The organism is Brevundimonas sp. (genome assembly GCF_030704825.1).
Taxonomy (GTDB): Bacteria; Pseudomonadota; Alphaproteobacteria; order Caulobacterales; family Caulobacteraceae; genus Brevundimonas.
This window is the reverse complement of the sequence record NZ_JAUYNX010000024.1, coordinates 37,785-62,138: the sequence shown is the minus strand read 5'-3', so window position 1 is coordinate 62,138 and position 24,354 is coordinate 37,785. Positions and strand designations below refer to the sequence as shown.

The 24,354-nt window shown below is 68.4% G+C and carries 28 protein-coding genes and 1 tRNA gene; 13 read left to right on the top strand and 16 right to left on the bottom strand.

Features of this window, described 5'->3' with window-relative positions; translation table 11 throughout:
* From uvrB to Q8Q71_RS13100, 3 genes are all read left to right on the top strand, one after another.
* Positions 1–2,337 (top strand): excinuclease ABC subunit UvrB, encoded by a 2,337-nt coding sequence (gene uvrB, locus Q8Q71_RS13110; protein WP_305760043.1) that lies wholly within the window; start codon positions 1–3, stop codon positions 2,335–2,337.
* Positions 2,338–2,597: 260 nt separating this feature from the next.
* The gene (locus Q8Q71_RS13105; protein WP_305760042.1) at positions 2,598–3,041 is read left to right on the top strand and encodes a hypothetical protein; all 444 of its coding nucleotides are present in this window, start codon (positions 2,598–2,600) and stop codon (positions 3,039–3,041) included.
* A complete protein-coding gene (locus Q8Q71_RS13100; protein ID WP_305760041.1) occupies positions 3,042–4,223 on the top strand; it encodes a DGQHR domain-containing protein in 1,182 nt (393 codons plus the stop codon).
* Here Q8Q71_RS13100 and Q8Q71_RS13095 read toward each other — a convergent pair.
* On the bottom strand, positions 4,203–4,862 hold the full coding sequence (locus tag Q8Q71_RS13095; RefSeq protein ID WP_305760040.1) for an MT-A70 family methyltransferase: 660 nt from the start codon (positions 4,860–4,862) through the stop codon (positions 4,203–4,205). The genes Q8Q71_RS13100 and Q8Q71_RS13095 overlap by 21 nt on opposite strands.
* Before the next feature lie 507 nt (positions 4,863–5,369).
* Between Q8Q71_RS13095 and Q8Q71_RS13090 the strand changes: the two genes are divergently transcribed.
* On the top strand, positions 5,370–6,014 hold the full coding sequence (locus Q8Q71_RS13090) for a hypothetical protein (protein ID WP_305760039.1): 645 nt from the start codon (positions 5,370–5,372) through the stop codon (positions 6,012–6,014).
* Between the two features lie 146 nt (positions 6,015–6,160).
* The gene (locus Q8Q71_RS13085; RefSeq protein WP_305760038.1) at positions 6,161–7,060 is read left to right on the top strand and encodes a DMT family transporter; all 900 of its coding nucleotides are present in this window, start codon (positions 6,161–6,163) and stop codon (positions 7,058–7,060) included.
* A 71-nt stretch (positions 7,061–7,131) separates the two neighbouring features.
* On the opposite strand, the gene Q8Q71_RS13080 is transcribed toward Q8Q71_RS13085, so the two are convergent.
* From Q8Q71_RS13080 to Q8Q71_RS13070, 3 genes are all read right to left on the bottom strand, one after another.
* Positions 7,132–7,335 carry a cold-shock protein gene (locus tag Q8Q71_RS13080; protein ID WP_183254651.1) on the bottom strand — a complete coding sequence of 68 codons (204 nt, stop codon included), beginning with the start codon at positions 7,333–7,335 and terminating at the stop codon, positions 7,132–7,134.
* Positions 7,336–7,537: 202 nt separating this feature from the next.
* On the bottom strand, positions 7,538–8,296 hold the full coding sequence (locus Q8Q71_RS13075; RefSeq protein WP_305760037.1) for an extensin family protein: 759 nt from the start codon (positions 8,294–8,296) through the stop codon (positions 7,538–7,540).
* 12 nt (positions 8,297–8,308) lie between these two features.
* Positions 8,309–9,418, bottom strand: coding sequence for a serine hydrolase (locus Q8Q71_RS13070; protein ID WP_305760036.1), 1,110 nt, complete (start codon positions 9,416–9,418; stop codon positions 8,309–8,311).
* 67 nt (positions 9,419–9,485) lie between these two features.
* On the opposite strand from Q8Q71_RS13070, the gene ppk2 reads away from it, so the two are divergent.
* On the top strand, positions 9,486–10,232 hold the full coding sequence (gene ppk2 / locus Q8Q71_RS13065) for a polyphosphate kinase 2 (protein ID WP_305760035.1): 747 nt from the start codon (positions 9,486–9,488) through the stop codon (positions 10,230–10,232).
* On the opposite strand, the gene gluQRS is transcribed toward ppk2, so the two are convergent.
* Positions 10,233–11,081, bottom strand: a complete 849-nt coding sequence (gluQRS, locus tag Q8Q71_RS13060; RefSeq protein WP_305760034.1) for a tRNA glutamyl-Q(34) synthetase GluQRS — start codon at positions 11,079–11,081, stop codon at positions 10,233–10,235.
* A gap of 78 nt (positions 11,082–11,159) precedes the next feature.
* On the opposite strand from gluQRS, the gene Q8Q71_RS13055 reads away from it, so the two are divergent.
* The 4 genes from Q8Q71_RS13055 to Q8Q71_RS13040 all read left to right on the top strand — a co-directional run bounded on the left by Q8Q71_RS13055 (position 11,160) and on the right by Q8Q71_RS13040 (position 14,117).
* The gene (locus tag Q8Q71_RS13055) at positions 11,160–11,816 is read left to right on the top strand and encodes a DNA-3-methyladenine glycosylase (RefSeq protein ID WP_305760033.1); all 657 of its coding nucleotides are present in this window, start codon (positions 11,160–11,162) and stop codon (positions 11,814–11,816) included.
* Entirely contained in the window at positions 11,813–12,463 is a 651-nt protein-coding gene (locus Q8Q71_RS13050) for a trimeric intracellular cation channel family protein (RefSeq protein ID WP_305760032.1), read from the top strand. The genes Q8Q71_RS13055 and Q8Q71_RS13050 overlap by 4 nt, the downstream gene beginning before the upstream one ends.
* A gap of 133 nt (positions 12,464–12,596) precedes the next feature.
* Positions 12,597–13,157 carry an HNH endonuclease gene (locus Q8Q71_RS13045; protein ID WP_305760031.1) on the top strand — a complete coding sequence of 187 codons (561 nt, stop codon included), beginning with the start codon at positions 12,597–12,599 and terminating at the stop codon, positions 13,155–13,157.
* A 66-nt stretch (positions 13,158–13,223) separates the two neighbouring features.
* Positions 13,224–14,117 carry a transglutaminase family protein gene (locus Q8Q71_RS13040; protein WP_305760030.1) on the top strand — a complete coding sequence of 298 codons (894 nt, stop codon included), beginning with the start codon at positions 13,224–13,226 and terminating at the stop codon, positions 14,115–14,117.
* Here the strand turns inward: Q8Q71_RS13040 and Q8Q71_RS13035 are convergent.
* The 3 genes from Q8Q71_RS13035 to rpmB form a co-directional block, all read right to left on the bottom strand.
* Positions 14,083–15,843 carry a M1 family metallopeptidase gene (locus Q8Q71_RS13035; RefSeq protein ID WP_305760029.1) on the bottom strand — a complete coding sequence of 587 codons (1,761 nt, stop codon included), beginning with the start codon at positions 15,841–15,843 and terminating at the stop codon, positions 14,083–14,085. The two genes, Q8Q71_RS13040 and Q8Q71_RS13035, sit on opposite strands and share 35 nt — an antisense overlap.
* 64 nt (positions 15,844–15,907) lie before the next feature.
* Positions 15,908–16,240: an MmcQ/YjbR family DNA-binding protein gene (locus Q8Q71_RS13030; RefSeq protein ID WP_305760028.1), complete on the bottom strand. Its 333-nt coding sequence runs from the start codon at positions 16,238–16,240 to the stop codon at positions 15,908–15,910.
* Between the two features lie 83 nt (positions 16,241–16,323).
* Positions 16,324–16,623: a 50S ribosomal protein L28 gene (gene rpmB, locus Q8Q71_RS13025; RefSeq protein ID WP_305760027.1), complete on the bottom strand. Its 300-nt coding sequence runs from the start codon at positions 16,621–16,623 to the stop codon at positions 16,324–16,326.
* Positions 16,624–16,839: 216 nt separating this feature from the next.
* On the opposite strand from rpmB, the gene Q8Q71_RS13020 reads away from it, so the two are divergent.
* Complete coding sequence (locus Q8Q71_RS13020) at positions 16,840–17,319, top strand: DUF3617 family protein (protein ID WP_305760026.1); 480 nt, start codon at positions 16,840–16,842, stop codon at positions 17,317–17,319.
* On the opposite strand, the gene Q8Q71_RS13015 is transcribed toward Q8Q71_RS13020, so the two are convergent.
* Positions 17,316–17,684 carry a hypothetical protein gene (locus Q8Q71_RS13015; protein WP_305760025.1) on the bottom strand — a complete coding sequence of 123 codons (369 nt, stop codon included), beginning with the start codon at positions 17,682–17,684 and terminating at the stop codon, positions 17,316–17,318. The two genes, Q8Q71_RS13020 and Q8Q71_RS13015, sit on opposite strands and share 4 nt — an antisense overlap.
* 129 nt (positions 17,685–17,813) lie before the next feature.
* Between Q8Q71_RS13015 and Q8Q71_RS13010 the strand changes: the two genes are divergently transcribed.
* Positions 17,814–18,176 carry a cytochrome c gene (locus Q8Q71_RS13010; protein ID WP_305760024.1) on the top strand — a complete coding sequence of 121 codons (363 nt, stop codon included), beginning with the start codon at positions 17,814–17,816 and terminating at the stop codon, positions 18,174–18,176.
* 59 nt (positions 18,177–18,235) lie between these two features.
* Here the strand turns inward: Q8Q71_RS13010 and Q8Q71_RS13005 are convergent, their stop codons facing one another.
* The 6 genes from Q8Q71_RS13005 to Q8Q71_RS12980 all read right to left on the bottom strand — a co-directional run bounded on the left by Q8Q71_RS13005 (position 18,236) and on the right by Q8Q71_RS12980 (position 23,560).
* Positions 18,236–18,793 (bottom strand): CarD family transcriptional regulator, encoded by a 558-nt coding sequence (locus Q8Q71_RS13005; protein WP_305760023.1) that lies wholly within the window; start codon positions 18,791–18,793, stop codon positions 18,236–18,238.
* Positions 18,794–19,050: 257 nt separating this feature from the next.
* Complete coding sequence (locus tag Q8Q71_RS13000; RefSeq protein ID WP_305760022.1) at positions 19,051–19,791, bottom strand: DoxX family protein; 741 nt, start codon at positions 19,789–19,791, stop codon at positions 19,051–19,053.
* A 61-nt stretch (positions 19,792–19,852) separates the two neighbouring features.
* Entirely contained in the window at positions 19,853–20,194 is a 342-nt protein-coding gene (fdxA, locus tag Q8Q71_RS12995) for a ferredoxin FdxA (protein ID WP_304928867.1), read from the bottom strand.
* Positions 20,195–20,341: 147 nt separating this feature from the next.
* Entirely contained in the window at positions 20,342–20,626 is a 285-nt protein-coding gene (locus Q8Q71_RS12990; protein WP_305760021.1) for an RNA-binding S4 domain-containing protein, read from the bottom strand.
* Complete coding sequence (locus Q8Q71_RS12985; protein ID WP_305760020.1) at positions 20,623–23,118, bottom strand: helicase-related protein; 2,496 nt, start codon at positions 23,116–23,118, stop codon at positions 20,623–20,625. The genes Q8Q71_RS12990 and Q8Q71_RS12985 overlap by 4 nt, the downstream gene beginning before the upstream one ends.
* 202 nt (positions 23,119–23,320) lie before the next feature.
* A complete protein-coding gene (locus Q8Q71_RS12980; RefSeq protein ID WP_305760019.1) occupies positions 23,321–23,560 on the bottom strand; it encodes an excalibur calcium-binding domain-containing protein in 240 nt (79 codons plus the stop codon).
* 80 nt (positions 23,561–23,640) lie between these two features.
* On the opposite strand from Q8Q71_RS12980, the gene Q8Q71_RS12975 reads away from it, so the two are divergent.
* Positions 23,641–23,717: transfer RNA gene (locus tag Q8Q71_RS12975), tRNA-Arg, on the top strand.
* A 163-nt stretch (positions 23,718–23,880) separates the two neighbouring features.
* On the opposite strand, the gene Q8Q71_RS12970 is transcribed toward Q8Q71_RS12975, so the two are convergent.
* Positions 23,881–24,288, bottom strand: a complete 408-nt coding sequence (locus Q8Q71_RS12970; protein ID WP_305760018.1) for a DUF983 domain-containing protein — start codon at positions 24,286–24,288, stop codon at positions 23,881–23,883.
* Between the last annotated feature and the right edge of the window lie 66 nt (positions 24,289–24,354).

Genomic DNA, 24,354 nt, shown 5'->3' with positions numbered 1-24,354 from the left:
ATGGCCCGTTCCCCCTCCCAGCCCGGCAAGCCCGTCCACGTCCCCGGCCAGTCGGGCCTGTCCGAGGCGCCCGCGTCCTTCATCTTCGACCCGGCGGCGGCGAAGAACCGGCCGCCCATGTTCGCCCCCGTCACCGGCCCGCGCCTGACGCCCGACGAACCCCCCGGCAAGCCCGCCGACTGGACCCCGCACCGCCCCGACCGGCCCGAGGGGCGCAAGCACATCCCCTTCCGACTGCACTCCGAATACAGCCCCGCCGGCGACCAGCCCTCGGCCATCGCCGAACTCGTCGCCACGGCGCAGACCGGCGAGCGCGATCAGGTCCTGCTCGGCGTCACCGGCTCGGGCAAGACCTTCACCATGGCCAAGGTCATCGAGGCCACCCAGCGCCCCGCCCTGATCCTCGCCCACAACAAGACCCTCGCCGCCCAGCTCTATTCCGAGTTCAAGAGCTTCTTCCCGGACAACGCCGTCGAATACTTCGTATCGTATTATGATTATTATCAACCTGAAGCGTACGTCCCGCGAACCGACACCTATATCGAGAAGGACTCAAGCATAAACGAGCAGATCGACCGCATGCGCCACTCGGCGACGCGGGCGATCCTCGAGCGGGACGACGTCATCGTCGTGGCCAGCGTCAGCTGCATCTACGGCATCGGCTCGGTCGAGACCTATACGGCCATGACCTTCACCCTGAAGGTCGGCGACACCATCGACGAGGCCAAGCTCCGCGCCGACCTGATCGCGCTTCAGTACAAGCGCAACGACGCCGCCTTCGACCGCGGCATGTTCCGCAAGCGCGGCGACGTCATCGAGGTCTTCCCCGTCCACATGGAGGACCGCGCCTGGCGCATCCAGCTGTTCGGCGACGAGCTGGAATCCATCCAGGAGTTCGACCCCCTGACCGGTAAAAAGACGGCCGACCTCACCGAGATCACCGTCTACGCCGCCAGCCACTACGTCACCCCGCGCCCCTCGCTCAACCAGGCCATCACCGGCATCAAGGCCGAGCTGAAGGAGACGCTCGACTGGATGGTCGAGAACGGCAAACTGCTGGAGGCCCAGCGCCTCGAGCAACGCGTGCGCTTCGATCTGGAGATGATGGAGGCCACCGGCTCCTGCGCCGGCATCGAGAACTACAGCCGCTGGCTGACCGGCCGCGCCCCGGGCGAGCCGCCGCCCACCTTCTTCGAATACATCCCCGACAACGCCCTGCTGTTCGTTGACGAGAGCCACGTCACCGTCGGCCAGATCAGCGCCATGTACCGCGGCGACTACCGCCGCAAATCCACCCTGGCCGAATACGGCTTCCGCCTGCCCAGCTGCATCGACAACCGCCCGCTGAAGTTCGACGAATGGGACGCCATGCGCCCCCAGACGATGTTCGTCAGCGCCACCCCCGGCCCTTGGGAGATGGAGCGCACCGGCGGCGTCTTCACCGAACAGGTCATCCGCCCCACCGGCCTGATCGACCCCCCGGTCGAGATCCGCCCGGTCTCGGGCGCGACCCGCAACCAGGTCGACGACTGCATCGACGAGGTCAAGGCCGTCGCCCGCGCCGGCTACCGCAGCCTGGTCACCGTCCTGACCAAGAAGATGGCCGAGGACCTGACGGAGTACATGCACGAACAGGGCGTCCGCGTCCGCTACATGCACTCCGACGTCGACACCATGGAGCGGATCGAGATCCTGCGCGACCTGCGCATGGGCGCCTTCGACGTCCTGATCGGCATCAACCTTTTGCGCGAAGGGTTGGACATTCCGGAATGTGGTTTGGTCGCCATCCTCGACGCCGACAAGGAGGGCTTCCTGCGCTCCGAGACCTCCCTGATCCAGACCATCGGCCGCGCCGCCCGCAACGTCGACGGCCGCGTCATCCTCTACGCCGACCGCATGACCGGCTCGATGGAGCGCGCCATCGCCGAGACCAACCGCCGCCGCGAGAAGCAGGAGGCCTGGAACGCCGAACACGGCATCACCCCGGAGTCGGTCAAGCGCGACATCCGGGAGATCATGGCCAGCCCCTATGAGAGCCGCGCCCTCGACAGGCTGACGTCGCCGGGCGTCGCCGAGGCCTCCAAACCCTTCGTCGGCACGAATTTCCAGACCACCCTCAAGGACCTCGAAGGCCGCATGCGCAACGCCGCCGCCAACCTCGAGTTCGAGGAGGCCGCCCGCCTGCGCGACGAGATCAAGCGCATGAAGCTGATGGACCTGGAGTTCGCCAACGAGGTCCTGACCGCCGAGGGCGAAGAGGTCGACAAGTCGGCGCCGAAGCGGTGGCGGGCCGATGCGGCTGCGGAGAAGGCGGAGGCGTTCCGGAAGGGGCGGTAGGGGGAGGGCGGGAAGGGTAGCCGACTTGACAACCCAGAGACGACGGCAGCCTATCGTCATGCTTCTTGGGGGAAAGCTTGACGGACCAGAAAATAGATCAGCCGCCGACTTGGCGACGGACCGCGGCCCACATCTGCCGGGTCGCTTTTTCCATGGTGCCATTCTTAGGTCGAATGGAGTTCTCAAACTGGGAAGCTTGGAAAAAGACGTCACTCCAAACAAGCGTCTCCGTTATATTGTCGTCCCTTCCAATCTGGATAGTGACGATCGCTCTGCTTTTTGGGAAAGTTGAGCTCACTTTGGCCGACTCGATAAGGTATGCCATCAAGAACGGTGAGTTGCTTTTGCTCTCATCTAGCGCGGTGTCCCCGCTTCTTTATCTGGTGGCTACCACCAAAACTACAAAAGCAAATCGGTTTCTAACTAGCTTCCCGCATGGCCTGTTTTATATAGTATTTACGCTATTAGTTATTATCGCTTGTGCCGTATTCATTACTCTTAGGGCCGTAAGCGGCCACCCGCCGGCTTCGCCGAACGACCAGATCGGAGGAACGATGTTTCCTTGGTCTCTGTGGCTCTATGCGTTTTCTGTGTTTTTGTATTTCACTGCGACTTTCCACAAAAACGCGGCTTCCGACGCTGATGCTCGCTCCTTGATAATTCCTGGGGAAGCGGAATTCGGTACAGCTTGGGAGAATCGATAGATGGCTGAGTTGCCTTTCGATCGTCCAGTTGACCCGAACAATCAAAGCATCCGGCTCAAGGCGCTGAGAGTTCGGCAGCCCATTGGTGACATGTATGTCGTCTCCATGCCTCATGATATAGTCACACGTGTCAGCGATTTTGACGTGCGACGGCTCATAGATGACGAAAGAGAAGTCGAAACCTATCTCGGTATACAGAGACCTCTCAACGTCAAGAGAGCGCAAGAAATCGCCACTTACGTAAACTTCGTCGATGCAACGTTTCCTAGCGCAATCATACTGGCGGTGTCTGACGAGTATGCATCCTTTGATGCTGTCACATCGGAAGTCGAGCTCCGCAATCATAAGGTAGGAGACGATGTCCCTAGCAAAATGATGCGAGATTTGGCCAAGGTTCTCGACGGGCAGCACCGCATCGAAGGTCTAAAGGGTTTTCGCGGCGAGTCCTTTGATGTGTCGGTAACAATATTTATTGGCGCGGATATTTCAGATCAGGCCTATATTTTTGCGACAGTTAATCTGGAACAAAGGAAGGTCAATAGAAGCTTGGCCTACGATTTATTTGATCTAGCCAAATCTCGTAGTCCGGAGAAAACTTGCCATAATATCGCAGTGGCATTCGACAAGGACACGAAGAGCCCATTCTATCATCGTATCAAACGTCTCGGTACGGCGACCGATGGACGAGACGGAGAGACAATCACGCAAGCGACGTTTGTCGATGGTCTGCTTCAGCATATCTCTCGGCAGCCAAAAATTGATCGTGATCTACTCCTGCGGAAGAAACGCCTTCCGTCACCATCTGAACGCGATCTGGAAGAAACTCCACTTCGTGGATTTTTTGTCGCTGAGCACGATTTGGAACTCGCGCAGATCTACGATGCCTATTTTCGAGCGGTGCAAGACCGGTGGCCGGTCGCTTGGGCATCACGCGAGGACGGCTATATCCTCAACCGGACCAATGGCTATCGCGCCCTGTCCCGGTTTTTCCGGACAGCGTTTAGAAGCTTCTCAAAGGGTCTGAAGCCGGTGGGATACGATGAATTCCGGGCCGTCTTTGACGGCGTCCACCTGCGTGACGAGGACTTCACGGTCGCTACTTTCCCGCCAGGAACGTCAGGCGAGGCCGAACTTCATCGTCGATTGATGGCAAGCGAGACTTTACGCGGATTCCAGTTCTAGAGGGCCAACGGTTCGCGCGCTGCCGCTCAACCAGGTGGGTTCATATCCATCGTCGGCTTGGTTGCCCCAACTCGCCCAATTCGGGCGTGTGCCGCGCGCAAAAAGTTCGAGGTAGGGACCCGGGCTACATGCCTCCATGAGCTCATATTGCTCGTCAGGCTTCCTGCTATGCTCGCGCTTCCGGGTTTCGATCATATTCACTTGACGACGCCCGGCGTCGAGAGTGCGTGCGTTCTTACCGCGAACGCCGAACAGGATGAGTTCAGTGACGTTGCGGAAGTAAAAACCTACACCGCGACCGTCTGAGCCACCGTCTTTCCGTACTTTGTGCCAGACGAGATTCGATTTGTAAGTGAAACCCCAAGCTTCCATCACCTTCAGTCCGTCTGGCAGCAAGGCGTTTGGAACCCACATATAGAGATGGGCGGTTTCCGTGGCGCACCCGTCCACCGGCAGCGCACAAATGTCCGTCAGCTCCATGGTGGGATACCGGGTTAGGCGGTGGTGCTCCGGTGCGATCTTTCCCGTGCGGTTCTGAAATTGCCACGGCGGGTCAGCCAAGATCGTGCTGAACTTCTTGCCTTGAGTGACAAGCTGAAGATCGATGCTCGCGTCACGAGCAATGGTGCTCAGGGCCATAGTCCGCACTCCACAACGGCGAGATCCGACCACGTTCAGATCTACGTTCGGTTAACGGAACGTTTAGTGAACGATGCTGGCGTCACTATCGGTCGTACCCCTCCCGCTATCGTCATCCCGGGTGGAGCGGCGCGCAGCGGCTCGGAGACCCGGAACCCAGCGGCGCGCGAGAGCGCGACCCTGTCGCGGACGCCCTGCCTGAACAGGTCGCCTTCGGCGCCGCTGGGTTCCGGCCTTCGCCGGAATGACGATAGCGGGTGAGGGTTGCGCCCGGCGGCGACCGGTAAGCGGTCCACTGGCGGTCGATGACTCCCCGGCCTGAGAGACCCCTCATCCGACCTCGCTCCGCTCGGCCACCTTCTCCCGCAAGGGGGGAAGGGACTCTGATGCTGGCAAGACCACTCCTCCCGCGTCCAAAACCCGCCCCTTCGACCCCCGCTACGTCCGCTTTTGACGCCCCCAACCCCCACAATCCGCCCGCATTCACGGAAGGGGGACCGCCACATCATGCCAACACACCAACCGCCCGACACCCGCTACGTCACCGTCAGCCCCGACTGCTGGAGCCTGATCCGCGGCGCCTACCTCTCCGGCCTGTCGGCCCGCACGGTCGCCGGCCGGTTCGGCATATCCGAGGGGGCGTTGCGCAAGCGGGCCGCGCGCGAGGGCTGGACCAAGCGCGCCTTCGCCGCCCGCGCCACGCCCTGGCCCGGGGCGCTCGAACGGCCCCGGACGGCGGCCTTCGCCGGATCGGCCGGGACCGCCGCGCCTTCTGCGGCGACGGCGGGCGAGGCCGACGCGCCCCTGACCGAGGACGACATCGTCGCCGCCTGGACCGCGCCGATCCAGATCCGGCCCGGCGACCTGGCGCGGCGGGCGCTGGCCTCGGCCGCCGAGGCGGTGCGGGGCGGGCGCGGCCTGACGGCCCTGCGGCTGGCCCGGGCGGCGTCCGAGATCGCCCGTCTCGACGCCCTGTTCGAATGGGTCGAACTCGACCCCGCCGAGCAGGAGGCCCGCAGCGAGGAGAGCCAGCTGATGGCCCGCCGTTTCCTGCGGGAAAGGGCGTTGAAACTGGCCCGCGACCTCGCCCTCGGCCGCCCCCTGCCGCCCGAATACGACGAGTTCGCCGCCCCGCCGGAGCGGGACGAATGAGGGTCGAATGTCTCCAGATGGGCGGAAATCGCATTTTCGCGTGGGCCGACCCAACTCGCCCTTCTCCCGCAAGGGGAGAAGGGTCGCCGGGGCAGGGGGAGAAGGAACCGATGACGCCCGCCGGCCCCGCGCTCTATACCCCTCCCATGCCCGCCTCCCGCCTCTCCGCCCTGATCGTGCTGGTCCTCGCCGCCATGGTGCTGGGGCTGGCGCCCATCCTCGTGCGGCTGGCGGACGCCGGGCCGGCGGCGGCGGGGTTCTGGCGCTTCGCCTTCGCCCTGCCGTGGCTGCTGGTCATGACCGCAAGGCCCGGCGGCGAGGGGGTCGGGCGGCCGTCGGGCTGGATGGCGCTGGCGGGCGGCATGCTCGTGCTCGACCTGACCTTCTGGCACTACAGCATCGCCCTGACCTCGGTGGCCAACGCCACCACCCTGACCAATCTGACGCCGGTGGTGGTGACCCTGGTCGGCTGGTGGCTGTTCCGCGACCGGCCGCGGGCCCTGTTCCTCGCAGCCCTCGCCGCGGCCATCGCGGGGGCGGTGGCCATGTCGCTGGGAGCCGACGGGGGGCAGGGGTCGAACCCGCCGCTGGGCGACGCCTTCGCCGCCGTCACCGCCCTCTGGTACGCGGGCTATTTCATCGCCGTGAAGGCGGCGCGGGGGCGGTATTCGGCCGGACGGGTCATGCTGTGGTCGACGGCCCTCGCGGCGCCGGGCCTGCTGCTGGCGGCCCTGGTGCTGGGCGAACAGGTTTTGCCCGGCTCATGGGGCGGCTGGGCCGCCTGCGCGGGGCTGGGGGCGGTGCATGTGGTCGGGCAGGGCGGGGTGGCCTGGTCGCTGGGCCGGCTGCCGGCGGCCCTGACGGCGGTGACGGTGCTGATCCAGCCCGTGGTCGCCGCCCTGCTGGGCTGGCTGATCTTCGCCGAGACCCTGACCCCGATGCAGGCGCTGGGCGGGGCCGTGGTGCTGGCGGCGATCGTGCTGGCGCAGTGGTCGAGTACGCAAAAGAAAGGCGCGGAAGCCGAAGCCGCCGCGCCCGTCTCATGATGGTGATGTCCGTGGCTTCAACCAGGCCGCGTCGGGTCGAGAAGGCGGAGCCTTCTGACCGCGGCCCGGCCTTAAAGAAGCTTCAGGTCGACCGCCGAGGTCTTGCCGCGCTGGGATTCCAGCTCGTATTCGACCTTGGCGTTTTCATCCAGGCCTTGCAGGCCCGCCTTCTGGACGGCGGTGATGTGGACGAAAACGTCCTGACCGCCGCCATCGGGCTGGATGAAGCCGAAACCCTTCGTCGGGTTGAACCACTTGACCGTGCCGGTCGCCATGTTGCGTCTCCTGAACGCGCTTTCCAGGCAGGCGTCCCGAAAGGGAGGCCCGTCAGTCCATCTGGACGGCTCGATCAGGCGAAGGAGCAGGCACGGGTGTGGACGCCGCGCGAAATCCGGACTGCGCCGACTTTCTCTCGCGCAATTCGGGGACGGTCAACCGCAAACGATTCGCTCGCCGGGCGAACGGGGGCGGCGCTCGTCAGGCGCACAGGGGCCGCGGGGCTCCGTCCAGATGCAGGTGGTTGGCGTGGGCGGCGTTGTAGTCGGGCGTCAGCACGGTGGCGAACACCCGGCACGCCCCCGCCCGGATCCGCGTCAGGAAGGTTCGCCCCTCGGCGCCGTTGGGGCCGGTTCCGGGCCAGTCCGCCAGCACCGAAACCCGCCGCCCGTCCTCCAGCGTCATGCCGCCGATGTCCAGCGCATTGGCCCGGGCGTGCTCGCTGGGTTTGGCGTCCACCGCCGTCTGGCCGTAGATGCGGCGGCAGGCGTAGGCGCCCACGTCGTTCAGCCGCGCCACCCGCGATCCGAAGGTCGCCTCGGCCGCGGGCTGCAGCACCTGGCGGTCCCAGATGACGTACCGCACCGCCAGCGGGCACTGCATGACCGGATTTCCGGGCAGGGGGGTGACGGCGCCGCCGGTGATCCGGACGGCGCCGCGCACGACGCAGAAGCCGCCGTCGTCGCGGTCGGGCGCGCGCTCGACCTGGACCCCGGCCTCGCGCAGCACCTGGATGCAGGCGTCGGTGACGGCGGTGATCTCTTCGGGGGCGGCGGTGCGGGGCAGGACGAAATCGCCCACCTTGGCCGCCGTCGCCTGGCCGATCGGATGGCTCAGGTCCAGCGGCTTCCACGGCAGGTCCTGGTGCGGCGCGAACAGATTGAGCAGGGCGAAGGCGGCGCAGACGCCGAGCGCCAGCTCCCACAGCAGGTTCCAGAAATCGGCGAAATCGCGCTTCATGCCCGGCCAGCCTTACCCGGCGTCGGCGCCCTCCGCCAGCCGCCGGACCAGGGTCAGGCAGGCCCGCTGCCCCGCCGCGCCGTCGTTGGACAGGGCGATGAACCCCAGCCCCCGCTCCGGCGCCGCCAGCACGGTGGCGAACCACAGGGTGTTGGAGCCGTTGTGGGTGATCGTCGGCCCGGGCCCGCCGAGGCCGGCCCAGGGCGCGCTCCCCACGCCCCAGCCGGCCGCATACGCCGGCGGTTCTCCGGCGGCGGGGGTCAGCAGCCGGGCGCGGGTCGCCTCGCCGAGCCAGTCGGGAGCGCCGCCCATCATGGCAGCGACGAACCGTGCGTAGTCGGCCAGGCTCATATGCGCCGTGCCCGCCGGTCCCAGCGCCCGGGGATTGTCCGCGAAGCCGGCCGGATCGAGGCCGACGCCGCCCCGGTGGCCCCAGGGCGCCTCGCCGCGCGGCGCCCCGAAGCCGGCCGAGGCCAGCCCCAGCGGGGCGAACAGCTCGGCCGCCATCGCCGCCTCCCAGGCCTGGCCGGTCAGGGCCTCGATGGCCGCCCCGACGAGGATGTAGTTGCCGTTGCCGTAGGCGAACTGGCCTGCCCGAACAGCTGGCGGCGCCGCCAGCGCCCGCGCCGCGAACTCCGCCCGCTGTTCCGGCAGGGGCCGCGGGTCGATATGGGCTCCGAGCAGCCAGGCCTGGTCCAGCAGGCCAGGGTCCAGCAGGCCGGCGCGGTGGCGCATCAGGTCGTCGAGCGTGGTCCCCGCCCAGGCGGGATCGATCGTGAGGCCGGGCAGGGCCTCGGCCAGCGGCATGGCCCAGCGGGCGCGGCCCTGCTCGACCAGCCGGCCGAAGACGGCGGCGGTCATGGCCTTGGTGTTGGAGCCGAGGTGCCAGCGGTCCCCCAGCGTCGCCGCCGCCTCGTGCCCGGCCCGGCGCACGCCCCGGACCCCGGCCCAGCCGAGGCCCTCGCGCGTGACGACGCCGGCGGCGAGGGCCGGCGGGGCGGTCTCGGCGAAGACGGCGTCCAGCGCGGCTTCGGCCGCCGCTTCGCGGGCGCGGGCCGGAAAAGGGCCGGCGAGGGGCAGGGCGGCGGCTCCGCCCAGCAGGGCGCGGCGCGTGACGATCATGGCGGCCTCCATCGTGATCCGCCCATCCTGCATTGCCCCGCCCGCGGCCGGAGCGCATCGTGCCGGCATGGGCAAGACATCCGATTATCAGACCGAACTGGAACGCCTCCAGCTCAAGCTTGTCGAGGCCCAGGCCTGGGCCATCGATAAGGGCGTCAGGACCCTGATGCTGTTCGAGGGCCGCGACGCCGCCGGCAAGGACGGCTCGATCACCCGGCTGACCGAATACATGTCGCCACGCCAGACCCGGGTCTTCGCCCTGCCCAAACCGGGCGAACGCGAAGCCAGCCAATGGTATTTCCAGCGCTACGTGCCGCATCTGCCCGCCGCCGGCGAGACCGCCATCTTCAATCGGTCCTGGTACAATCGCGCCGGGGTCGAGCCGGTGATGGAGTTCTGCACCCCGGCCCAGCACGACCAGTTCCTGAAGGACGCGCCGCGGTTCGAAAAGCTGCTGACCGATTCCGGAATCCTGCTGATCAAATTCTGGTTCGACATCTCGAAGGCGGAACAGGCCGAGCGACTGGCCGAACGGGTCGCCGATCCGCTCAAGCGGTTCAAGATCTCGCCGCTGGACGCCGAGGCGCAGAAGCGTTGGGACGCCTATTCGGCCGCCCGCGACCGCATGCTGGCCGAGACCCATTCGGCCCATGCGCCCTGGACCATCGTCGCCACCGACCACAAGAAGACCGCCCGTCTGAACGTCATCCGTCATGTGCTGACCCGGCTCGGCGCGCCGGGCGTCGGTGCGGAAAAGCCGGACAAGGACGTGGTCTTCGCGGCGGACAAGGCGGACGGCCGGCTGGCCCCCTGATCAGAAGCCCAGTTCGGCCCGCAGCGTTTCGGGGCGCAGCCCGCCCGCCCTCAGCTCCGCCAGGGTCACGGACCGGTCGCGCTTGGCGTAACGCCTGCCATCCTCGCCGACCAGAAGACGGTGGTGGCGATAGACGGGGGTGGGCCAGCCCATCAGCGCCTGGATCAGGACCTGGACATGGGTTGCCTCGAACAGGTCCCCGCCGCGGATCACATGGGTGACGCCTTGCAGGGCGTCGTCGTGGGTCACCGCCACATGATAGGCCGCGCCGGCGTCCTTGCGGGCCAGCACCACGTCGCCCGCGGCTTCGGGCCGGGCCGGGATCCGGCCCTGCTCTCCCCCGGGGCCACCGCCCTCCTCGACGAAGGCGAGGGCGGTCCAGGCCGCCTCGCCCAGCGCCTCGCGCGCACGATCCAGCGAGAGCCGCCACGCGAACGGCCGACCGTCGGCCAGCAGCGCCGCCTCCTCCCAGCCCGGGTGCGGGCCGGGCCGGGCCGCCTCGACGGGCCCGTGAGGCGCATCGCCGATGGCGTCCAGGATGTCCTTTCGTGTCCGGAAACAGCGGTAGAGCAAACCCCGCGCCTCAAGGTCGGCGACGACCGCCGCGTAGTCGGCGAGATGGTCGGACTGGCGGCGCACCGGTCCGTCCCAATCGAGGCCCAGCCATGCCAGATCCTCGAGGATGCCGGCTTCGAACTCGGGCCGGCAGCGTGTCGGGTCGATGTCCTCGATCCGCAGTAGGAAACGCCCGCCGGCCGCCCGGGCCGCTCTCCACGCCGTCAGGGCCGAAAAAGCATGACCCTTGTGCAGGCAGCCGGTCGGCGAGGGCGCGAAGCGGGTGACGAACATTCCCGCACGATAGCGACAACCGGACGCGATCACACCCGGCGCGCTTGTCCCGGGCGGGACCGGCGCTACGGTCGTCGCATGCAGACACCCTACTGGCTGGACGATATCGAGGCGGCCCGTCGGGCGGTGGTCGGGATCGACCCGGCGCTGGCCCGGGCCCACGCCCAGACCCCGGCTTTCGAATGGCGACGCCGCGTGGGCGGGTTCGAGGGCCTGTTTCACATGATCGTCGACCAGCAGGTCTCGCTCGCCTCGGCCGCTGCGATCTGGGCGCGTGTCGAAACGGGGCTGGGCGGAGAGGTGACGCCCGAACGCATGCTGGCCACGCCCATCGAGACCCTGCGCACCTTCGGCCTGTCGATCCAGAAGGCGACCTACGGCCACGAGATCGCCAGGGCCCACGTCGACGGCCGCATCGACTTCGACCATCTGGAGCGGCTGTCGGACGAGGAGGCCGCCGCCCGGCTGACAGCCATCAAGGGCGTCGGCAAATGGACCGCCGAGACCTTCCTGATGTTCTGCGAAGGCCGGCGGGACGTCTTCCCCGGCGGCGACATCGCCCTGCAGGAGGCGATGCGATGGGCCGACGGCGCCACCCTGCGTCCGACCGAGAAACAGGCCTATGTCCGGGCGGAGATCTGGCGGCCTCACCGCAGCGTGGCGGCGCATCTGCTCTGGGGATGGTATGGAGCGGTCAAGCGCGGCGTGGTCGTGCTGGAGGACCATCCCGCGTGAGCCCCATCGTCGATCCCGCCCTGACCGATCCCGAGACCGTCCTGGGCGCGCTCGACTTCGCCGGGGTGGCCGTGTTCGCCGCCACCGGCGCCCTGGCGGCGGCGCAACAGCGGCACGACCTGGTCACCTTCGCCTTCTTCGGCGCCATCACCGGGGTCGGCGGCGGCACCCTGCGCGATCTGCTGATCGGCGCGCCGGTCTTCTGGGTGCAGGATTGGCGCTACATCGCCGTCTGCCTGATCGCCTCGCTCGCGGTCTGGATGGTCGGAGCCAGGCCATGGCGGTTCCGGGCCCTGCTGTGGCTCGATGCGATCGGGCTGGCGGCCTATGGCGTGATGGGCGCCGCCAAGGCCGAGGCCTTCGACGTCGCGCCGCTGATCTGCATCGTCATGGGGGCCCTGACCGCCTGTTTCGGCGGGGTCGTGCGTGACCTCCTGGCGGGACAGCCCTCGATCCTGCTGCGGCGCGAGATCACCGTCTCGGCCGCCCTGCTGGCCGCCACGGTCTTCGTCGCCGCGCGCGCCCTCGGCCTCGACGCCTGGCCGGCCGCCCTGGTCGCCGCACCGTGCGGCTTCGCCCTGCGCGCCGGCGCCCTGGTCTGGGGCTGGAGCCTGCCGGCGTTTCCGGGGACCCCTTCGCGCGGCTGAACGTTGCGCAAGCGTCGTCCCGTCGTCATCGCCAAGCCGTCGAATCAGGGCTAGGCTTCGACCACAGCCAGGGAAGGAGACGTGTCTTCAGTCCGGTCGCGTCGATGATCCTCTCCCGAGCGGCGAGGGCCTGATGCAGGTCCTGAGCCGCCCCCCGTCCGGCTGGCCCGCGCTGGTGCTGAACGCCGACTTTCGCCCCCTGTCCTACTATCCGCTGTCGATCTGGCCGTGGGAAGAAGTGGTCAAGGCGGTCTACCAGGACCGCGTCGAGGTGGTGTCGACCTACGACAAGGTGGTGCGCAGCCCGTCGATGGAAATGGTCCTGCCCAGCGTCATCGCGCTGAAGAGCTATGTCGACCAGGATCGCCAGCCGGCCTTCACCCGCTTCAACGTCTTCCTGCGCGATGGCTTCGCCTGCCAGTATTGCAACGCCACCGCGGAACTGACCTTCGACCATGTCATCCCCCGCTCGCGTGGCGGGCGCACGACCTGGGAGAACATCGTCGCCGCCTGTTCGCCGTGCAATCTGAAGAAGGGCGGCCGCACGCCGCAGCAGGCCGGCATGCCCATCCGCCGGCCGCCGCACCGGCCCAGCGCCTGGCAGCTGCAGCAGTTCGGCCGCCGCTTCCCGCCGCATTACCTGCACCAGAGCTGGCTCGACTATCTGTACTGGGACATCGAGCTGGAACCGTAGGGTTCAAGGAACGGCGGCGGGCCCGCGCCGTTGACGACAGGCCCGTCCTGCTTCAGTCGAGCCCACATGAAAATCCGTGTCCGCGCCGACCTGGTCTATCGCTTCGATCCGCCGACGGACGCCATCTACAAGATCCAGGTCGCGCACTGGCCGGGCCAGACCCTCCTCGAGGAACGCCTGACCACGACGCCCGCCGTCGACTTCATCGAGGATGAGGACGAGGAGTTCGGGGGCCGCACCCTGCGCGCCCACCTGTCCGGCGAGGTGGCCCTGACCTATGAGGCGACGGTCGACAATGGCGTGCTCAAGGGCCTGCCGCCGGTCACGGTCCAGCACGACTGGAACGACCTGCCGGCCGAGGTGCTGACCTATCTCTGGCCCAGCCGTTACTGCCCTTCGGACCAGTTCGGCCGTTTCGTCGAACGCACCTTCGGCGGCACGACGGGGGGCGACCGGGTGCTGAGGATCCTCGACTGGATCAAGGCCGAGATCGACTACGAGCCGGGCGCCTCGGACAGCGAGACGACGGCGGCGCGGACCTTCATCGACCGGGCCGGCGTCTGCCGCGACTTCACCCACATGGGCATCACCCTGTGCCGGGCCTCGGGCATTCCGGCGCGGGCGGTCAGCGCCTTCGCGCACCAGCTTCAGCCGCCGGACTTTCACGCCATCTTCGAGGTCTGGCTGTCGAACGGCTGGTGGCTGGTCGATCCGACGGGCCTGGCCCCGGTCGAGGGTCTGGTGCGCATCGCCTGCGGCCGCGACGCCGCCGACATCGCCTTCCTGACCACCCAGGGCGCCTGCCAGCTGGTGCGCCAGTCGGTGACGGCGGAGGCGATCCAGGGGCTCAACGCCGCCCCGGTCCGGCCGTCGGTTCGCGGACGGGCCGCGGAGGATGCGTCCCCGGCGAAATCCGACGACCGCCTCAGCTTCCGCCCGCGGCCTTCCATGCCTCAATGAACTCCAGCCGGCGCAGGACCTTGTTGTCCGGGTCGATCAGGACGTGGGCGCCGTCCGGGACCGCGACCCGGTCCCGCCCGCCGGTCATGGCCACTGTCTGGCGGAGTCCGTCGATCTCGATCTCGACCGGCATGGGAAAGGCGGCTCCGTCGCCAGTGACCCACTCCAGGGCCAGTTCCCCGCTCTCGCGGGTCTGACGCAGGTCGGGCAGGGCGGCTTGGTACAGATAGCCGCTGAAGAACCAGGTCAGGTCCCGCCCGGCCTCCTCGTTGACGATGGCCAGGAATTCGTCGGTCGTGCCGTGGCGAGGCGTGAACTCGCCGGGCCGCGGCGTCGCCGTCCCGTAGACCAGCCGGGTCACCGACCGGAAGAAGGCCTCGTCGCCGATCAGCAGGCGCAGCGAATGGGCGATCAGCGAGCCCTTGTTGTACAGGTCCAGCCCCGGTCCGACCTCGTCCTTGTAAACCTCGTCCTCGGCCCGCTCCGTGCCGGAGACGACCGGGAACCGGTTGATCAGGTCGCGGCGCTGGTCCTGAAGCTGGGCCTGCATGAAGCGCTCGCCGTGCAGCCAGCGCAGGTAGAGGGGCTGCATGTAGCTGCCCAGTCCCTCGTGCAGCCACATGTCGTCCGCGTTGCGGTTGGTCATCTGGTTGCCGAACCACTCGTGGGCCAGCTCGTGGTGCAGCAGCCAGTCGTAGCCCTTGCCGTCGAGCTGGTAGGCGTTGCCGTAGGCGTTGATGGTCTGGTGTTCCATGCCCAGGTGAGGGGTCTCGACCACGCCCATCTTCTCGTCGCCGAAGGGATAGGGACCCACCGTCGCCTCGTAGAAGTCCAGCATCGGCGCGAACTGGGCGAACAGGGCCGCGACCTTGTCCGGATCGTCGGACCGCAGATGCCAGTAGGACATCGGGATCACATTGCCGAACCGGCTGCGGTAGTCGGCCCGCACCTCGTCATACGGCCCGATGTTCAGGGCGATGGCGTAGGTGTTGGGATGGGCGGCGCTCCAGTTCCAGGTGGTCCAGCCGTCGCCGTGATCGACCACGTCGAGGAATCGCCCGTTCGACGGCGCCGACAGGTTGGACGGCACGGTAATGTGCAGATCCACCCGGGCGGGTTCGGCGAGGGGGCTGTCGATGCAGGGCCAGAACAGGTCGCAGCCTTCCGGCTGGACGGCCGTGGCGATCCACGGCGTCCCGTCCGCCGTGGCCCCCCAGACGAAGCCCCCGTCCCATGGCGCCTGGGGCGCGACGCGCGGGGCGCCGGAATAGGCGATGCGCACCGACACCGTCTCTCCAGCCGCCAGCGTGCGCCCGAGGCGAATCGTCATCCGGCCTTCGGGGTTGTCCCATTCGTCGTCGGCCGACAGTTCGTCGCCGTCCACCTGCACCGACGACACCGTCAGCAGGGTGTCCAGTTCAACGACCACGGCGGTCAGCGGCGCGGTGGCGGTGAAGTCCAGCACCGCGACGGCGTCGATGGTCTTCGTTTCGGGCATGACCCTGATCGACAGATCCGCCTTGTCGAACTGCATGGCCAGTTGTTCCGGTGTGCGGGGCTGGTCGGTGCCGAGGGTGAAGGCGGTCGATTCGCGCATCGCCGTGGCGGCCGGCGTTGGCTCGGCGGCGGACGCAACCGCCCCGGGCAAGGTCGGCGTCGCGGCGCAGGCTGCGAGCGCGAGAACGGAGACGCCGGTCAGGACGGCGCGGAGGGTTTTGCAGGACACGACGGCTCCCCGGAAACGACCGTCTCAGCCTAGAGACGGGGGCGTTGCGTGCAACCCGAAAGCCTTACAGGCCGCGCGCCTCGCGCTGGGCCTTCGTCGCCCGCCGCGCCCAGGCCTTGTCGATCTGTTCGCGCAGCCGGTCGTCGTCGGCGGCCTCGTAGCGCACCAGCACCGCCGGCCAGCCTTCGAAATGCGGCGTCTTGAAATAGGTCTGCGGCTCGGTCTCCATCAGAAGGTCGATGTCGCCATGGTCGAGCGACAGGGAGACGGCGTCGGGCAGGCGGGTGTCGTTGATCAGCAGCTTGCCGCGCAGGCGCACGCACCGCGCGCCGTGCACCGTCGACTCCTCGACCTCGGGCAGGGACAGGGCATAGGCGTACATCTCGTCGCGGGTCATGGGGGCAGTTTGCCGCCGTCGCGGCCAAACAAAAAGGGCCGACGTTTCCGCCGGCCCCTTCAAATCTTGCGGCTGTCGCCCGTTCAGGCGGCGGCGGCCTGTTCGGCGATCCGGGCCTTGACCTGGCGCTTGATACGCTGGGCGGCCAGCGAAAGCTGCTCGTCCCGGGCCTTGACGATAAACGGGTCGAGGCCGCCCTTGAAGTCGAGGGTGCGCAGGGCGGCGTTCGAGATGCGCAGGCTGAAGGTCTGGCCCAGGGCCTCCGACGTTACCTTGACCGTCTTCAGCGACGGCAGGAAGCGGCGCTTGGTCTTGACGTTCGAGTGGCTCACGCTGTGGCCGACCATCGGGCCGATACCGGTGAGTTCGCAGCGACGCGACATCTGACTATCCTTGGCGGAGCGGTCCGCGAGACGGGGCGGACACGTGAAACAGAGGCGCGCAGGGACGGGTCCCCGCGCGAGAGGGGCCGTATAGTGGAAGTCACCGCGCTACGTCAAGGCTTGTGGCGGCGCGCCGCCTGTTCAGCCAGCGTTCAATTCCCGCCATATATCCCCATTAGTCATGTCGCCAACGTCCGTCGTCGAGGGGTCCGTCCTGTGAAGCCGTCCATCCTGATCCGCATTGTTCCGGTGCTCGCCGGCGCCCTGTTGCTGGCCGCGCCGGCGACCGCGCCCATGGCGGGTCCCGCCGCGCCGGTTCAGCCCGCCGAGCCGCCCGTGCTGGCCGGCTATTGGGAATACACCACCAGCGCGCTCGGCAACCGCGACACCGAGACCAAATGCGTCCGGCCCAGCGAGATCAACCGCTTCTTCGGCGGCCTGTCGACGCGCCACTATCAGTGCACCTATCCGGTCCGCGAGGTCGGCAATGGCAACGCCCGCTTCGAGGGCAATTGCGTCAGCCGCAGCGGCCGTCGCGTCCGGGTGCGCCTGAACGGGACCTATCAGCCAGAGCAGTTCAGTTTCCGCGGCGGGGCCTCGATCCGCGCCGCCGGGATGTGGAGCCCGTATATTCCGGCCACCATCACGGCGCGCCGCCTGGCGGCCCAGTGCCCGGCCGGGGCCGAGTATTTCTAGACTTCGGCCACCCGCGCCACGACGTAGGTATGCTGGCCGCCGGAGGGCGACGTCAGGCTGACGTACTCTCCGGCGACGAACCGCTCGTCGGCGAATCGGAATCCGAGGGCGTCCCCGGCGTCGCCGCCGTCGAGGTCCAGGGTCCAGCTCCCGCCGGGACCGTGCCGCAGGCGACCCGTTCCGGCCGTCTGACCGCTCAGGAAGCTCCGCACATGACCGCGCTCGGGCTCCGCGCGCAGCGCGTCGCCGTCCAGCCGGCCCTCGGCGTCGAGCGGCGCGACGATGTCGTACCCTTCGGTGGGATCGCCCGCCGGGTGGTCGGCCTCCCGCGCGAGTTCGAGCCGGATGTGGTGGAATTGGGTCATCGTATCGCCTCGCTGGAACGGGTTTCGCCGGGAGAATAGGCCGGTCCCGCGTCGTCCGTCTTGTCTTGAGTCAAGCCGGGCGCGGAGTCCGCATGATATACGACGATCCTGACCGGGAGGAATCGGACGATGACAGGTCGACTATGGATGGTTCTGGGGGCCCTGGTCCTCGCGGGCTGCGCCGGGGAAGCCGTCCGCCAGAACGGAACCGAGCCCGTCGTCATGGGATCGGCGGACCGGGGCGCCATTCTCGTGCGACAGAAGTGCGCGGGCTGCCACGCGGTGGAACGGTCCGGGGACAGCCCCATGCACGCCGCGCCGCCATTCCGGGACATGGGTGTCCTGTATCCAGTGCGCGACCTCCAGGAGGCCTTCGCCGAGGGGCTGGTCACCGCCCACCCCGCCATGCCGGCCTTCGAGCTTCAGCCGACCGAGATCGCCGACCTCATCGCCTATCTCGAAAGCGTCTCCGGGACCGGTCCGGGCCGGTGAAAATGCAAAAGGCCCGGGATCGCTCCCGGGCCTTTGGTCTCTAGCGACGCGCGTCGAAATCAGGCGGCTTCGGCCTCGGCTTCTTCCGCGGCCTCGGCGGCGGCGATGACGGCCTTCTTGGCGCTCAGCGACCGGGCCAGCAGCTGGACGGCGGCGTCCTTGTCGATGCGGTTGGCGGCGGCGACTTCGCGGGCCATGCGGTCCAGGGCCGATTCATAGAGCTGACGCTCCGAATAGGACTGTTCCGGCTGGCTGTCCGCGCGATGCAGGTCGCGGACCACCTCGGCGATCGAGATCAGGTCGCCCGAGTTGATCTTGGCCTCGTACTCCTGGGCGCGGCGCGACCACATGGTGCGCTTGATGCGGGCGCGGCCCTTCAGGGTCGTCAGCGCCTTGGTCACCACGTCGTCGGCGGCCAGCGAGCGCAGGCCGGCCGTCTTGGCCTTCTTGGTCGGGACGCGCAGGGTCATCTTCTCGTGGTCGAAGGTGACCACATAAACTTCCAGCGACATGCCGGCGACTTCCTGGACCTCAACCGCCGCGACCTTGCCGACGCCGTGCGCCGGATAGACGACCGCGTCGCCAACCTTGAATTCCAGTCCGCTCTTGTTCGTCATGTCATTCCTTTCCCGGCGCAGGGTGGATGAGGCGGCAACGCAAAAGACGACAATGCACTGTCCGGCGACGGGGAACCGTCAACGGCGCAGCTTTGTCAGTCGTCAGGAGCGAAAACGGATCACCAAACCTCTGGCCGACCCCGCCTTCGTGGGCGGAGTTCTGTCGCAAACGCGGGCGGCGCGAGAAAATCGCTTACCGCCCGACCCAATGACAGGAACCTATCACAAAACTTCGGAATTTCAAAACGTCCACAGCGTCAGCGCGTGCGGGACGGGAAATCCCCACCGTTTCGGGCCAGGGCGCCGTTCACGGTCCAGACCACGCCGGTCAGGGCGAACGCCAGGGCCATGAAGGTCCACTCTGACCCGCTGCTCGGCGCGGCGGCGATCCGGGGCAGGTGAACCACTAACACCCAGGAGGTGAACATCGCTCCGACGAGAGCCGTGGCGGGCCGTCCGAAGACGCCGCTCACGACGGCGAGCCCCGCAACGGTCTGGCCGGCGCCTGTGGCCCAGGGCCACAGGGCCTGGCCGGGCATCCACGCCGGGATCATGCCGGCGATGGCCGCGGGATACATCAGATGCACCGCGCCGAAGAGGATCAGCATCGCCCCGACGACGATCCGGGCCGCGAGTCGCGCGCCGTCGCTTTCCGGCTTGATCAGCAGACAGAGAGCCGCCGCGATGGCCACAGCCTGGGCCGCAGAGACCCAGAGGGTGACATCCGTCGGCGCCGCCAGAAGTCCGGAAATCTGGAGGGCCAGCGACACCCCCATCAACGTGACGAGGAGCAGCGCGCCTCGGTCGCGGTATCGGGCGACCAACAGGCCGGGGCCGCTGACCAGCAGAATTCCGCCGTTGATCAGGGCGACGATGCGGTTGGGCGCCTCGACGGGCTGAAGCCCCTCGATCAGCTGTTCGGTCGCGACGCCGATCACGCCCAGGGCGGTGATCCCGGCCGCCAGCAGCCAGAGGCCGGGCTTGTCCAGATCAGGCATTCGTCCGTCCCCCGCTCAAACGGAGAAGATCACATCGAACGCCGGCTCGCCAGCGGTACGCTCAGGAACCCTTGCCGGGCTTTTCGGAGAAGTATTTCTCGAACTTGCCGGTCTCGCGTTCGAACGCTTCCGCGTCGGCGGGGGGCGTGCCCTTGACGGTGATGTTCGGCCAGACCTTGGCGTAGTCGGCGTTGACCATCAGCCATTTGCCGTCGGGTTCGTCCTCGGTGTCGGGCTTGATGGCGTCGACCGGGCACTCCGGTTCGCAGACGCCGCAGTCGATGCATTCGTCCGGCGCTATGACGAGGAAATTCTCCCCCTCGTAGAAGCAGTCGACCGGGCAGACCTCGACGCAGTCCATGAACTTACATTTCACGCAGGCGTCGGTGACGATGTAGGTCATGAGGCGGTCTGGGGCGCTATCGGCTGGCGGGAGGAACGGGCAGCGCACATGACCCCGCCGACGAACGCTGTCAACCGAGGGGAAGCCGCAGTCGGGGCGGTGAGGCGGAGATGTCGCACCGCGATCCGCATCCTTCGGCCGCGGGTGTCACCCCTCGGGGCCGGACAGGGTGTAGAGCGTGCGGGCTTCCCCGGCCGGACCGCGCCGCTCGCCGAGCCCGGCGACGGTCAGCTCCACCAGCCGGCCGCCGAGGGCGAAAACCAGCGCATCGCCGACGTGGACCGGGCGGCTCGGCTTGTCGAGCCGGCTCTGGGCGCCGTTGTGTGTCAGCCTCACCATGCCCCGCTCGACCATGGCCGCGGCGAGCGACCGCGACTTCGCGAAGCGCGCGCGCCACAGCCAGACGTCGACACGGCAACCCGTCTGGCTCATGCGGTTCCGGTCGGGGTGCGAGGGACCCGTCGCGGGCGACGGCGTCCGGCCCGCGCGGCCGCGGGCGGCGCCGTCAGGACCGACAGGGCGGCGAACGGCGAGTCCTTCGCGGGACGCGGCCCCCGGGCGTCGCCGTCCGGTTGCTGCGCCCGCGTGGTTTTCAAGGCGGCGGTCAGAATCTTCGCTTCCTCGAGGCTGAGACCCAGTTCGGCCAGATCGTTCTCGTTTAGCCGCCCGTCGCCGCGCGCCTTGCGTTCGGTCAGCGCCTCGAGCATCTCCACCGGGGCCGCGAACCGGCCGGCGGCGCGCAGACCGAACGCCGACATGGCCCGCGCGGAGGGCGCAGGCGCCGGCAGCGGAGACAGGCCCGCGTGGGGACGGAATCCCTCGCCGGCCACAAAGGCCTGGGCCAGCGCCCGGGACCGGCTCTTCGACAGGGCGGGCAGCCAGACCGAATGGGACCCCATCCGCACGCCGAACGTCTTGAGCGTGCGCCGCTCGACCTGGCTCAGCGCGGCCAGGTCGCGGTCCACCTCGCGCCGGTCGAGGATCCCGCCGGCCTCCAGCAGGCGGAAGGCGATGCCGCGCGGCAGGCCTTTCAGGGCGCCGCTCTCGATGGCCGTCTTCAACCGTCGCAAGGGTTTCAGCGCCCGGCCCGCCTCGCCGGCCAGCCAGGCCTCAAGCCGCCGCTGGGCCCGCTCGCGCGCCGCCACGGGGCCCAGCTCGCCCGGCAGCCGCACCCGGGGCGCGAACCAGTCGCCGCCCGCCACCTGGCCGGCCCGCACGCCGCGCCACAGCACGGCTCCGTCCGGGGTGACGCCGAAGGCCGCATCCTCATCCGCCGCCAGCCGGCCCAGCCGACGCGCGATTTCAGGCGTCACGGCCTGCCGCGCCGCATGGCGCAACGCCCGGTCCTCCAGGGCGCTGGAACCCCGGTCGATCTGGAAGTCCACGCCGAGCAGCCGCCCGACCGCATGGCCCTCCACCACCACGGCGCCGTCTTCCTCCACTTCGGCGACCGCGTCCTCCCGCACGTTCAGCGCCCGCATCAGGGCGGTGGTGCGCCGGTCCACGAACCGGGCCGTCAGACGTTCGTGCAGCACGTCCGAGAGGCGCTCCTCCAGCACCCTGGTGCGGTCCCGCCAGCCCTGGGCCTGATCCAGCCAGTCCGGGCGGTTGGCGATATAGCTCAGCGTCCGCACGCCGCTGAGCCGCGCCGACAGCTGGTCGATCTGGCCGTCGTCGCGGTCGAGCCCGGCGAACCGCGGCGCGATCCAGTCCTCGGTCAGCCGCCCGCGCCTGCCGGTCAGGGCCTGGAAGATGTCCTTCGCCAGCCGTCCGTGCTCGTCCAGCGTCGTCTTCTGGAAGTCGGGAAGCTGGCACGCCTCCCACAGCCGCATGATGGCTCCGCGCGAGCGCCCGACCCGCGCCACCTCCTCGTCCTTGATCAGCCGCCGCAGCAGGGTCTCGTCCAGCGCCGGCTGCGTCAGGCTCAGCCCCGCCCGTCCCGGCGTCACCACCAGCGAACGCAACAGGTCGGGCAGGGTGTCGAAGTCCAGCCGGGCGTTCCTCCACTCCGCCCCCTCGACCGGATCGAAGCGGTGCTCGACCACCTGTTCGACCAGATCGGGATCCAGCTCCAGCGCCTCGCCGGTCACCCCGAAGGTCCCGTCGCGCAGGTGCCGTCCGGCCCGGCCGGCGATCTGGCCGATCTCATGCGCGTGCAGCCAGCGGGTGCGCCGCCCGTCGAACTTTCTCAGGCCGGCGAAGGCGACGTGGTCGACCTCCATGTTCAGCCCCATGCCGATGGCGTCGGTGGCCACCAGGAAGTCGACCTCGCCGGACTGGAACAGCTCGACCTGGGCGTTGCGGGTGCGAGGCGAGAGGCTGCCCATGACCACCGCCGCGCCGCCGCGCTGGCGCCGGATCAGTTCGGCTATGGCGTAGACCTGCTCGGTCGAGAAGGCGACGATGGCGCTGCGTCTGGGCAGGCGGGTCAGCTTCTTGGAGCTGGCGTACGACAGGGTCGACAGGCGCTCGCGCTGGACGATCTCGACGTCGGGAACCAGCGCGCGCATCAGCGGCGCCATGGTCCCGGCTCCCAGGAACATGGTCTCGAAGCGGCCGCGGGCGTGCAGCAGCCGCTGGGTGAAGACGTGGCCGCGTTCGGGATCCGCGACCAGCTGGATCTCGTCGACGGCCAGGAACTCCACCGACCGTTCCATCGGCATGGCCTCGACCGTGCAGACGAAATAGACGGCGCGCGGCGGGACGATCTTCTCCTCGCCGGTGACCAGGGCCACCGCCGCCGCCCCGCGCCGCTTGACGATCCGGTCGTAGACCTCGCGCGCCAGCAGCCGCAGCGGAAGGCCGATCATGCCCGAGGCGTGGCCCAGCATCCGTTCGACCGCCAGATGGGTCTTTCCGGTGTTGGTGGGGCCCAGCACCGCGACGACGCGCGAGGGGGCCATGCCGGTGGCGCGGTCGCTCATGATCCTGAAAAGGTGGCTCTTCCCGTCCGGTTCCTCAAGCGCGGCCATGGCGTTTCAGCGAGGTGTGAACGGCCACGGCTGTTTCGCCGGAACAGGGGCGAAACGAATCAGGACCGAATCACCGACACGGCCCGATTCGGGGTTTGTTCACCCCAAGATATTGTATCTTAAGACGGATTAACCACAATCCTGAAACAGGAGGTCACCGGGATTCGCAGGCGACCCCGTCGTTGTCGCGATCCAGCGGCGGCCGGTAGCCCGGTTCTCCACGCCGGATGTTCTCCCGACCGGCCGCCCGGGCGGCGGTGCAGTTGGCGAAATAGACCTCCCGCGCGGGGGGCGCCGACCGGGGCCGCTCGCGAGCCGGCGGATCCCGGCGGGGCGATTCCCGGACCTGGCCCGGCCCGGTCAGGCCCAGGATGGCCATCAGCAGCAATGTCACGGCCCGCGCCCCTGAAAAATCGTCGGAGCGGCCGCGAGACGCTTCCCCGCCGCGCGATCACCCGCTAGGTCAGCCTGCGTGACCCCGTAGCTCAGCCGGATAGAGCAAGGCTTTCCTAAAGCAGAGGTCGGGGGTTCGAGTCCCTCCGGGGTCGCCATCTACCGCTTCCGCTGGAAAATCATCGCGGCGGCCATCCCCAGGATGACGGCGGGCACGAGGATCAGCAGCCACGACAGTATGCGCTCGATGTCCATGGCCGCGCCCCTCCCCGGGACGGGCGCAGGGGGCGCGTCGCCGCGCCGGAAGTCAAACGGCGCGGATCACCGCCACTTCGACCCCTCGCCGTGCTTACCGACGCTCTCGAACTCCGGCGGGGCGGCCTTGTGGATGTACTGTTCCGACACCAGCCAGCCCTTCAGCGGCCGCAGCACGGCCAGGCAGCCGAGGACCAGCAACGGCATGGTCACGATCAGATGGACCCAGATCGGCGGGTGGACGGCGAACTCGAACCACATGAACAGGGCCATGCCGACGATGCCGACAACGCTCATGCCGAAAAAGGCGGGGCCGTCGGCCGGCTCGGCGAACCCGTAGTCCAGACCGCAGGCCGGGCAGGCGTCGCGGATGGTCAGAAACCCCTTCAGCAGCGGGCCCTCGCCGCAGCGCGGACAGCGACAGCGCAGGCCGGTCGAAAGGGTGTTGAGAGCGGGATACTGGGGGTCGGTCACGTTCGGATCCTCACGGGCAGACGACGCCGCATGTCGGCGCGCCGGCGCCCGGCCGCAACGCGCCGT

Bases quoted from the DNA above. Each gene is read 5' to 3' on its own strand.
- Q8Q71_RS13090 (WP_305760039.1), top strand. From the start codon at position 5,370: ATGCCAACACACCAACCGCCCGACACCCGCTACGTCACCGTCAGCCCC.
- uvrB (WP_305760043.1), top strand. From the start codon at position 1: ATGGCCCGTTCCCCCTCCCAGCCCGGCAAGCCCGTCCACGTCCCCGGC.
- Q8Q71_RS13070 (WP_305760036.1), bottom strand. From the start codon at position 9,418: ATGATCGTCACGCGCCGCGCCCTGCTGGGCGGAGCCGCCGCCCTGCCC.
- Q8Q71_RS12985 (WP_305760020.1), bottom strand. From the start codon at position 23,118: ATGAGCGACCGCGCCACCGGCATGGCCCCCTCGCGCGTCGTCGCGGTG.
- Q8Q71_RS13030 (WP_305760028.1), bottom strand. From the start codon at position 16,240: ATGACCCGCGACGAGATGTACGCCTATGCCCTGTCCCTGCCCGAGGTC.
- Q8Q71_RS13100 (WP_305760041.1), top strand. From the start codon at position 3,042: ATGGCTGAGTTGCCTTTCGATCGTCCAGTTGACCCGAACAATCAAAGC.
- gluQRS (WP_305760034.1), bottom strand. From the start codon at position 11,081: ATGTTCGTCACCCGCTTCGCGCCCTCGCCGACCGGCTGCCTGCACAAG.
- Q8Q71_RS13080 (WP_183254651.1), bottom strand. From the start codon at position 7,335: ATGGCGACCGGCACGGTCAAGTGGTTCAACCCGACGAAGGGTTTCGGC.
- Q8Q71_RS13040 (WP_305760030.1), top strand. From the start codon at position 13,224: ATGAAAATCCGTGTCCGCGCCGACCTGGTCTATCGCTTCGATCCGCCG.
- Q8Q71_RS13045 (WP_305760031.1), top strand. From the start codon at position 12,597: ATGCAGGTCCTGAGCCGCCCCCCGTCCGGCTGGCCCGCGCTGGTGCTG.
- Q8Q71_RS13055 (WP_305760033.1), top strand. From the start codon at position 11,160: ATGCAGACACCCTACTGGCTGGACGATATCGAGGCGGCCCGTCGGGCG.
- Q8Q71_RS13010 (WP_305760024.1), top strand. From the start codon at position 17,814: ATGACAGGTCGACTATGGATGGTTCTGGGGGCCCTGGTCCTCGCGGGC.
- ppk2 (WP_305760035.1), top strand. From the start codon at position 9,486: ATGGGCAAGACATCCGATTATCAGACCGAACTGGAACGCCTCCAGCTC.
- Q8Q71_RS12990 (WP_305760021.1), bottom strand. From the start codon at position 20,626: ATGAGCCAGACGGGTTGCCGTGTCGACGTCTGGCTGTGGCGCGCGCGC.
- Q8Q71_RS13085 (WP_305760038.1), top strand. From the start codon at position 6,161: ATGCCCGCCTCCCGCCTCTCCGCCCTGATCGTGCTGGTCCTCGCCGCC.
- Q8Q71_RS13075 (WP_305760037.1), bottom strand. From the start codon at position 8,296: ATGAAGCGCGATTTCGCCGATTTCTGGAACCTGCTGTGGGAGCTGGCG.
- Q8Q71_RS13015 (WP_305760025.1), bottom strand. From the start codon at position 17,684: ATGACCCAATTCCACCACATCCGGCTCGAACTCGCGCGGGAGGCCGAC.
- fdxA (WP_304928867.1), bottom strand. From the start codon at position 20,194: ATGACCTACATCGTCACCGACGCCTGCGTGAAATGTAAGTTCATGGAC.
- Q8Q71_RS13095 (WP_305760040.1), bottom strand. From the start codon at position 4,862: ATGGCCCTGAGCACCATTGCTCGTGACGCGAGCATCGATCTTCAGCTT.
- Q8Q71_RS13000 (WP_305760022.1), bottom strand. From the start codon at position 19,791: ATGCCTGATCTGGACAAGCCCGGCCTCTGGCTGCTGGCGGCCGGGATC.
- Q8Q71_RS13005 (WP_305760023.1), bottom strand. From the start codon at position 18,793: ATGACGAACAAGAGCGGACTGGAATTCAAGGTTGGCGACGCGGTCGTC.
- rpmB (WP_305760027.1), bottom strand. From the start codon at position 16,623: ATGTCGCGTCGCTGCGAACTCACCGGTATCGGCCCGATGGTCGGCCAC.